Origin of the sequence: Acinetobacter sp. YH01020 (genome assembly GCF_013420275.1) — a bacterium.
GTDB classification, from domain to species: domain Bacteria; phylum Pseudomonadota; class Gammaproteobacteria; order Pseudomonadales; family Moraxellaceae; genus Acinetobacter; species Acinetobacter amyesii.
In genome coordinates this window covers 23,405-31,644 of sequence record NZ_VOYN01000042.1, presented here as the reverse complement: position 1 = coordinate 31,644, position 8,240 = coordinate 23,405, and the positions used below count along the sequence as shown (strand labels likewise).

The 8,240-nt window shown below is 38.8% G+C and carries 9 protein-coding genes and 1 pseudogene; 7 read left to right on the top strand and 3 right to left on the bottom strand.

The features are described from left to right. Window positions 1-89 (top strand): annotated as a pseudogene (locus tag FTT85_RS14105) (IS5/IS1182 family transposase); the annotation flags it as partial. Between the two features lie 140 nt (window positions 90-229). Here FTT85_RS14105 and rpsT read toward each other — a convergent pair. After that, window positions 230-496 carry a 30S ribosomal protein S20 gene (rpsT, locus tag FTT85_RS14100; RefSeq protein ID WP_078188707.1) on the bottom strand — a complete coding sequence of 89 codons (267 nt, stop codon included), beginning with the start codon at window positions 494-496 and terminating at the stop codon, window positions 230-232. A 215-nt stretch (window positions 497-711) separates the two neighbouring features. Here rpsT and FTT85_RS14095 point away from each other — a divergent pair, with 215 nt between their 5' ends. From FTT85_RS14095 to FTT85_RS14070, 6 genes are all read left to right on the top strand, one after another. Further along, window positions 712-1,377 (top strand): NAD(P)H-binding protein, encoded by a 666-nt coding sequence (locus FTT85_RS14095; protein ID WP_180183806.1) that lies wholly within the window; start codon window positions 712-714, stop codon window positions 1,375-1,377. A gap of 10 nt (window positions 1,378-1,387) precedes the next feature. Then, on the top strand, window positions 1,388-1,900 hold the full coding sequence (rraA, locus tag FTT85_RS14090; RefSeq protein ID WP_180059082.1) for a ribonuclease E activity regulator RraA: 513 nt from the start codon (window positions 1,388-1,390) through the stop codon (window positions 1,898-1,900). A 146-nt stretch (window positions 1,901-2,046) separates the two neighbouring features. Beyond that, the gene (locus FTT85_RS14085) at window positions 2,047-2,826 is read left to right on the top strand and encodes a glutathione S-transferase N-terminal domain-containing protein (protein ID WP_180059083.1); all 780 of its coding nucleotides are present in this window, start codon (window positions 2,047-2,049) and stop codon (window positions 2,824-2,826) included. A gap of 225 nt (window positions 2,827-3,051) precedes the next feature. Beyond that, the gene (locus tag FTT85_RS14080) at window positions 3,052-3,735 is read left to right on the top strand and encodes a response regulator transcription factor (RefSeq protein WP_078188703.1); all 684 of its coding nucleotides are present in this window, start codon (window positions 3,052-3,054) and stop codon (window positions 3,733-3,735) included. A gap of 53 nt (window positions 3,736-3,788) precedes the next feature. Beyond that, window positions 3,789-5,627, top strand: coding sequence for an ATP-binding protein (locus FTT85_RS14075; protein ID WP_306669778.1), 1,839 nt, complete (start codon window positions 3,789-3,791; stop codon window positions 5,625-5,627). Between the two features lie 26 nt (window positions 5,628-5,653). Continuing rightward, on the top strand, window positions 5,654-6,346 hold the full coding sequence (locus FTT85_RS14070) for a hypothetical protein (protein WP_218955484.1): 693 nt from the start codon (window positions 5,654-5,656) through the stop codon (window positions 6,344-6,346). A 50-nt stretch (window positions 6,347-6,396) separates the two neighbouring features. Here FTT85_RS14070 and FTT85_RS14065 read toward each other — a convergent pair whose 3' ends face one another. Next, on the bottom strand, window positions 6,397-7,563 hold the full coding sequence (locus tag FTT85_RS14065) for a cupin domain-containing protein (RefSeq protein WP_180183804.1): 1,167 nt from the start codon (window positions 7,561-7,563) through the stop codon (window positions 6,397-6,399). Between the two features lie 96 nt (window positions 7,564-7,659). Then, window positions 7,660-8,205, bottom strand: coding sequence for a hypothetical protein (locus FTT85_RS14060; RefSeq protein ID WP_180165377.1), 546 nt, complete (start codon window positions 8,203-8,205; stop codon window positions 7,660-7,662). Window positions 8,206-8,240 lie beyond the last annotated feature (35 nt).

Sequence of the window (8,240 nt, the reverse complement as noted above, 5' to 3'; positions counted from 1 at the left end):
GAGGAATTGCCACAAGATACGATAAGCTAAAACGTAACTATCAAAGCGCTGTTGCTTTAGCTTGTATATTTATATGGTTGCCTCTTTAGCTCAATTTATCGGCTGTAAATGTCAACACACCCTAATCTGTAAATAGAAAATAAGGTCCATCGAGGACCTTATTTTTTTGCTTTTAAAAACCTATAGGTACAAAAAAAGCCCTAAAAAGGGCTTTTTTTATCGCAACAAATTAGTTAGCTAAAGCTTTAACTTGTGCATTTAAACGGCTCTTATGACGAGCAGCTTTGTTTTTATGGATGATGCCTTTATCAGCCATACGATCGATAACAGGAACAGCTTTTTTGTAAGCTTCTGTAGCGACAGCATAATCACCAGCAGCAATAGCAGCTACTGTGCGTTTAAGATAAGTACGAACCATAGAACGTAAGCTTGCGTTGTGTTGACGTGCTTTAACGTTTTGACGAGCACGTTTTTTTGCTTGAGCAGAGTTTGCCACTCGTGCACTCCTTGAAATAGATTGGTCTGGGCGGGCTGAAATTACATCTGAAAACCAACATCAGAAGAACTATCACCAGCCCGTAAACAAGTGCCATATTGTGATTAAACTAAGCGCTTAAGTCAAGTCTTGACATGCTTTGACAACATTTTAGATGCAGAAAAATTTTAAAGAAAACGTTAGATTAGTCTAAAGTGATTGAGATTGTATGAAAAATGACTAAAAGTATAGAGAATGCGATTGTCATCGGAGCAACAGGATTGGTCGGGCGGGAATTGGTTCGTCAGCTCAGTCAAAATGCAAGATGTAAGAATATTACTGCTGTGGTACGTCAGCGTGACCATGAACTGAATGGACTGGCAAAAGTTCAACAAATGGTGATCAGTGACTTTCTTTCTCTGACTCAGGATGATGTGAGAGATTATAGTCATGCCTTTAGTTGTTTAGGCTCGACCATTAAAAAAGCAGGGTCTAAAGATAATTTTTATCAAATTGATTTTAGCATCAATGCGCATTTTGCTGAATTATTAGAATATACAGATACACAATTGATCATTGTCAGTGCTATGGGCGCTGACGCCAATTCCGCATTTTTTTATAACCGAGTCAAAGGGGGATTGGAATATTATTTAAAAACCTTAAAGTTAAATCAACTTTCGATATTAAAGCCTTCGCTGTTACTTGGTGAGCGTAATGAATCTCGACATTTAGAGGATGCGACACAGAAGCTCTATATGCGCTTTTCGCATTTTGTACCTGACCGTTTCAAGTTTAAGCCAGTGACAGCACAGCAAGTGGCTCATACTATGGTCGAGGCGGCACAAACTCAGACCGAAAAGTTCGAGATTTATGATAATTTACGCATACTAACAATTAAATGAGGGAAATACCGTGTCTACAGTTCCATTCGTCACCTGTGATTTACTTGATGATCATCCAGATAAAGAATTACAAGTGGTGATCCCGTCATTGGATGGTAAGTTCTTTCAAAGTTATGGTGCACGGAAAAGTTTTGGCGGTCAGGTGATGACGGTCAAATGTTTTGAAGATAACTCTCGTGTTAAAGAATTATTGGCAACCGATGGTACGGGTAAAGTATTGGTTGTGGATGGTGGTGCGTCGATGCGCTGTGCCTTGATGGGTGATATGATTGCTGAATCTGCAGTTAACAATCATTGGAATGGCGTCATTATTTACGGCTGCGTGCGTGATGTTGATGCGATTGCAGAACTTGATTTAGGTGTGCATGCTTTGGCTGCGATTCCACAAAAAAGTAACCGCAAAGGCGTGGGTGAAACAGATATTCCATTAAGTTTTGGTGGTGTAAACATTCAGTCTGGTGATTTTATTTATGCTGACAATAACGGCATCGTTGTTTCAAAAGAGCAATTGGTTGCTTTATAAGCGTACTTGAATTTTTAGTCGTGGAATGAAAGCGTAATTCTTGCTCATACACGACGATATAAATGTGAAAAAGAAAATACAAACATCAGCTGAGGACTCTCGGCTGTTGTATAAAAATACGAAATAAAAAAAGAAAGGAAAAAAGTATGTTGTTGCATCAATTAAAAGTGGCGCAAGCGTTGCTCTCAGGCGTAGCAGAGGGCGGACGAGGTACAAATGGGACGCCTTATCCGAAACAACCTGAAAAAGCCCTTAAACTGTACGAATTTGAAGGGTCTCCCTATTGTCGTCGTGTACGAGAAGTACTAACCACACTCAATTTGGATTATGAGGTCTACCCATGTCCCAAAGGGGCTAAAAAGTACCGTTTAGACGTGCAAAAATTGGGTGGAAAACAGCAATTCCCTTTCTTGGTGGATGACAATACTGGGGATCGTTTGTACGAATCTCAGCAAATTATTCATCATTTATTTAAACATTATGGCAAAACAGGTCAGACTCCTAAGAAGTATGCCAATTATCCTAAAATTCCGTATGTTGCCTTTGTTGGAACCTTAATTAATGGGGCTCAAGGGGTGTGGGTGCAGCGTAAAGTTATCCATCGTGATGCACCAAGTCAACTCTTAGAACTATGGGGTTTTGAAGCGAGTCCATATACACGCATCGTACGTAGCGCATTGTCTGAAATGGAATTGGCATATATCTTTCATAATGTGGCTAAGGAACGTTGGCAAGATCAGGGATTAGCGGTAATGCGCTTAAGACCTGGTAAATATGTACCCCTGAAAGGTGGCAAGCGTGAACAAGTGTTAAAAATCATGGGGAACAATATTCAAGTGCCATATTTGAAAGATCCTAATACTGGTGTAGAACTTTTTGAATCTGAAAAAATTGTAAAATATCTGAAGAAGCAATATTTGAGCTAATCTCACTCAAGTTTAAGCTAAGTGCAGTGTATAGTCAGACTGATGGCTATACACATATTGTAATGTTAAATGGATTTAAAATTAGAAGAAAAATGCATCATAGCTGCATCAATTGAATTAGAATAAATTATTAAAAATAAGAAATTTACTTAATTATAGGGATATCCTAAAAGGATTAAACTCATTAATGTAAAAGACATTTCATTTTTTCGGGGGAAGTAAATCATGTCACCACAAGAAGTCATACTACCCGTACCGGTGCTCGTCGTTGAAGATGAGGAAATTATTCAATTACGTTTACGTCAAATTTTGACAGAGCTGGGTTATAAGCGTGAAGAGCTTATCTTCACCAAAAATGTTAAAGAATCTATTCAAGCCGTAGAGACCCAACCGATATCCTTAGCCTTAGTTGACTTAGGTTTGCCTGATGGTAGTGGTATCGAAATTATTGAAAAAATACGTTCCCTCGAAAGTAATACCATGATCTTGGTTGTCTCTGCATGGAGTACACAAGAAAGCTTATTTGCCGCAATTAAAGCAGGTGCAACGGGCTATGTATTAAAAGAACGTGATGATGCTGAAGTACTTTTATCTATTCGGAGTATTTTACGTGGTGGGGCGCCGATTGACCCATTTATTGCACGAGAAATCCTTAAACAAATATCCGAAGCCGAAGCGCCAAGTCCAGAACAAACAGTCGCCGATGAAGCAGACTTGAACCTCTTGACCAGTCGTGAAAAAGAAATTTTATGTTTGGTTGCTCAAGGTTTGAGTAACCGTGAGATTGCTGAACAGCTTTTTGTTTCACGCTATACGGTAGAAAGCCATATTAAACATATTTATCGCAAATTAGCCGTAACGAAACGTACCAAAGCCGTGAGTACAGCAAGATCTATGGGTATTCTATAATGCGTAAAGGAGGATATTTTTTCTTATTTATCCTCTGTTTAGTATGGGGGAGCTTGAGTCATGCAGAGCAAGTTTTCCCTGTAAATGATCAATGTAATGTAACTGTGAATAGCATTTCACGGGTGAAGACACCATCCAATCAAGAATTACCCAGAACGGGATGGAAAACCACGCAATTACCTGACCGTTGGAAAGAAGATAAAGACTGGGAGGGTTATCAAGGTGGTGCTTGGTATAAATTAGACTGGTCTTGGTACTGTAAAAATAATGCGCGTTTGGCAGAACCCATCGCACTATATGTTGATTACATTATTAATACGGGTTCAGTCTTTCTGAATGGCGACTTGCTGTGGACCAATAAAAATCTTCAAGAACCGGTCTCTAAAAGTTGGAATGTTGCACGCTATTGGATTTTACCGATAAGTGGAATCAAGCATGATCATAATGAAACCTTGATCTATGTGTATGGCTACTCGAGTCTAAATGCTGGCTTGGGTCCGGTGAAATTTAACAATGTCATGGCAACAATAGAGCAGGCCGAAGAAGCCACTTGGACTCGTCGAACCATATTACAATTAAATATTTTTCTTTCTGGGGTCTTGGGTCTAATTTGCTTTATCATTTGGTTGATGCGTCCTCGTGATACCAGTTTTGGCTGGTTTGCGCTTTCAACAGTGTTGTGGATTTTATTTCTCAGTAATGCTCTGACTACTGAAACCTTTCCATACCCAGATTCGGTTTTTTCTGCCAAAGCTAATCTGATATTTGTAATGCTGTACTTTCAGTGCTTTAGTATCTATATCTTGCGCTTTCTTGGGCGTAAGTTTCCACGAATAGAACTGTCATTTACTATGTTGACTGCTGCACTGATTGGTGTGGTGTGTATCTGGCCATTCGAACAAAATGCAGATATTTCGAGCCTTATTTTCTTTTTATATTGTGCATTCTTTTTTATCACTTACCTCTATCTGTGTAAAATTAGTTTCAAAGAACGAAGAAGAGACTATATTTTATTAGCAATCTGTTTGACTGCGATAATTGTGATAGTCATAGGTGATATCACAGTCTTGGTGCTCTTTCCAAAAGAAAATTTTACACCTTTATCACCCTTTACTTCACCGATTATCACCTTATTTATAGTGGTGATCTTGGGGGCGAGACTTAATCGAAATATACAGAAGATTGAAAAATATAATGATGATTTGGCATTTGAAGTTCAGAAAGTCAGTGATGAACTATGTAGTAGCTTGAATGATAAACATCAGCTTGAACTGAGTAATGTACGCCTGCAGGAACGGATTAAATTATCACATGATCTGCATGATGGTCTGGGCGCATCCATTGTGCGCTCGATGATCTTGGTTGATCAGTGTGAAAGTAATATTCCAAATAGACAGTTCTTGTCGATGTTGAAATTATTGCGCGATGATTTAAGGCAAATTATTGATAGTGGATCATCTTTAGACAGTAAAGTGCCAAATTCACCTTTGCTCTGGATCGCACCTGTTCGACATCGCTTTAGTCAGTTGATGGATGAAGTGGAAATGAATGCCAAATGGTGTATTCCTTCGCAGTGGGCGATCAAACCAACGGCAATTCAGTGTCTGACTTTAATACGAGTGATTGAAGAAAGCCTGACCAATATTGTGAAACATAGCCAAGCAAATCATGTCAATGTCACGCTGTCACAGTTCGAAAATGGCGCATTGCTATTAACCATTGAAGATGATGGTGTCGGTTTCGATGTTGAGAGTGTTTCAAATCATGGCATGAGTATTGGGATGCGAAGTATGAAAATGCGTGTAGAACGGATAGGCGGAAATTTCAAAATTCATTCTCAGCAAGGCTGTACCATTATTCAAACAGAAATTAATTTAAAATCAGCTGCATAAAATAATATGTTGAAATAATAAAAATGATGATCAATTCGATATTAAGTCATCTAAAGCGCATTGCATTGTTCTGCTGTGTCACTTTTATAGCAGCTTGTGGTTCGCAGGATCATGCGCCTAAACCAGGTGAGTATGGGCAGATTTTGTTCCAGCATGCGGTGTTAAGTACCGAAGAAATTCAGCAATTACTCACAGAAAGTCAAAGCGATACAAATACATTAAACACTAAAAATTTTGCAGTGGATTACACGGCGACATCCAATCAAAACCCATATCGTGCAGTCTTGTTGGTCAAAGGTAGGGCAATGACCAGTGGTGAGGTATCCGTTAAATTTCAAATTGATAACTACAATGCCGCTATTCAACAAACCTCAAGCAATCTCATGCAAATGGACGCAGGTGTTGATCAGATTGAACGATTAGAAACATTAGATGCAGGACAAGATTTTAACTTTGTTATGGACGGTGCGCCTTTCTCAGTCAATGCTGCCAATGATCCAAATAGTATGACCAGTCAACTGAGTTTGTTAGAGTCAAGGAATGTGGAGTTTCAAAGTATTGAATTACAAATTTGGCAAGGCAAAGGTAGTCAATACGGCGTAATGCGTTATCTTTGGTTTATTGGATTGGTGTTATTGATTGTATGGGTTTATCGCGTCATCGTGGAGAAAAAAGCCGATCAAGTCGAAGATTTTTTAAATCGTAGAAAGCGAAAATAATGCTATTCAGCAGTATAAAAAGGGAGCATGACGCTCCCTTTTTATTGAGTTTATTCAGCTTCCGTTGGGACGAGCATCAGCACAGATTCATTTAATAGCATGGCAATATTTTCTAAGATATCAGCATCATATAAAGATTCGTCTAGCGCTAGACTTTGGCCATCGGCAATGGTTTTTAAATGCACTGCAAATTCGTCTGAGATACAGATTCCTTCGCCATTTGCCCAAAACAAAATATCACCGTCTTGCTCTGTATATAGTAAGCGTGAAGCCGGTTCTAACATGAGTTGATAGCCTTGATCTAAGGCCTCTTCAAGATCACCAGTGCCGATTTCTTCGGCTTCAGGAATATTGTCAGGATATTTAGGTTCTGACATTAAGCTCATGATTGCATCTTCAAGTACGGTTGAATTTTGCAATTGTTCAAATAACTTTTCTTTTAAATACTCAAGTTCATTTTCAGTCACTTGGCCAATCGCACTGATTTGATCACGTAAAATATCAGTTAATGGATTTTTAAGTAGGGGATTGTCTGTGAATTTGTCTGTCACTCGATCCATCATTTCAGTGACATTTGGCATGCGGAAGCCAAATGAATACGTCAGACACTCATCTTCAGCTACACCATAGTGTGATAGGCCTGGTGGCACATAAAGTAAGTCGCCGGGAGCAAGCACTTCATCAAAATGAACATCCATTTCTGGTAGTAAGCGAAGCGGTTGACCTTCGACAAATGAAGTATCTGCATCACACATCTGACCCAATTGCCAACGACGGTGACCATAGCCTTGAACAAGGAATACATCGTAAAAATCAAAATGTTGTCCGACAGAGCCACCTTTTTGTGCATACGACACCATGATGTCATCACGACGCCATTGCGGAATAAATGAAAACTGCTTCCATAGCTCGGCTAGGTCAAAAGAATAATGATCGACAGCTTGAACCAATAAAGTCCACAGTTTCGGCATTTTTTGAAAATCGGCTTTAAGTAGTGGAGAAGATTTCACTGTCCATTGGTTAGGATCACGATCTTTTTGTTTGATGAGACGTGCAGTGACGTTATCTTCTAAAGCCAATTCAAGAACGTCTTTCGGTTCAAGTATTTGGGTAATTTCAGGGAGTGCATTACGAACCAATAATGGTTTTTTTTGCCAATATTCGGCAAGGAATTGTTCAGCGCTGATGCCGCCGAGGATGTTAAGAGAATGAGCCATAGCTAAATACATACAATTTCAATGGATATATTGTCCCTTGAGATTCCTGTTTTTAGCAAGGCTCTATTTCATTAAATTATTTCGATTAACTTGAGACTATCTTAAAGGATTGTCTTTGAGATATTGCATGACTAATTTTTCAACCTCCAAATCATAGCTATTGGCAGCAGCCGTTGTCGCTGAAAATTTCATGAATTGCTCAAAATGTGCATTGGTGTCAATTTTAGTATTTTCTTTGTCCGACATTAATTTGAAATGATTCGGCATGACTTTTGCCATCATTTCAACATTTTCGGTTTGTAGTTTTAGAAGTTTTTTTACTTCAACTGTTTGTGGTTGAATGCTTTCAAATTTTTGTTTGCCTAGAGCAACCAGTTTATTGATTTGTTGTTCTGGCGTGCTACTACCACCGGTTTTGGTTTTAGTCCCTAGCTGTTGAATGATTTGCTCCTGCATTGCAGCGCCTTGTTGTTCTAATTCAGCATAGATAAATTTATATTGAACCCATTCATTGACTAAGTTTTTATTGTATTGCTGAGAGTTGGTCACAGTTTGATTCACTGTATTGGTATGACCGTTTGTCGAACAAAATAGAAGGCTAATGCTAATGAGGCTAGATGAAATTAAATTAAACGTTTTCATGTTTTCATGTTTTCAGTTCTTGGTTGTAATAAATA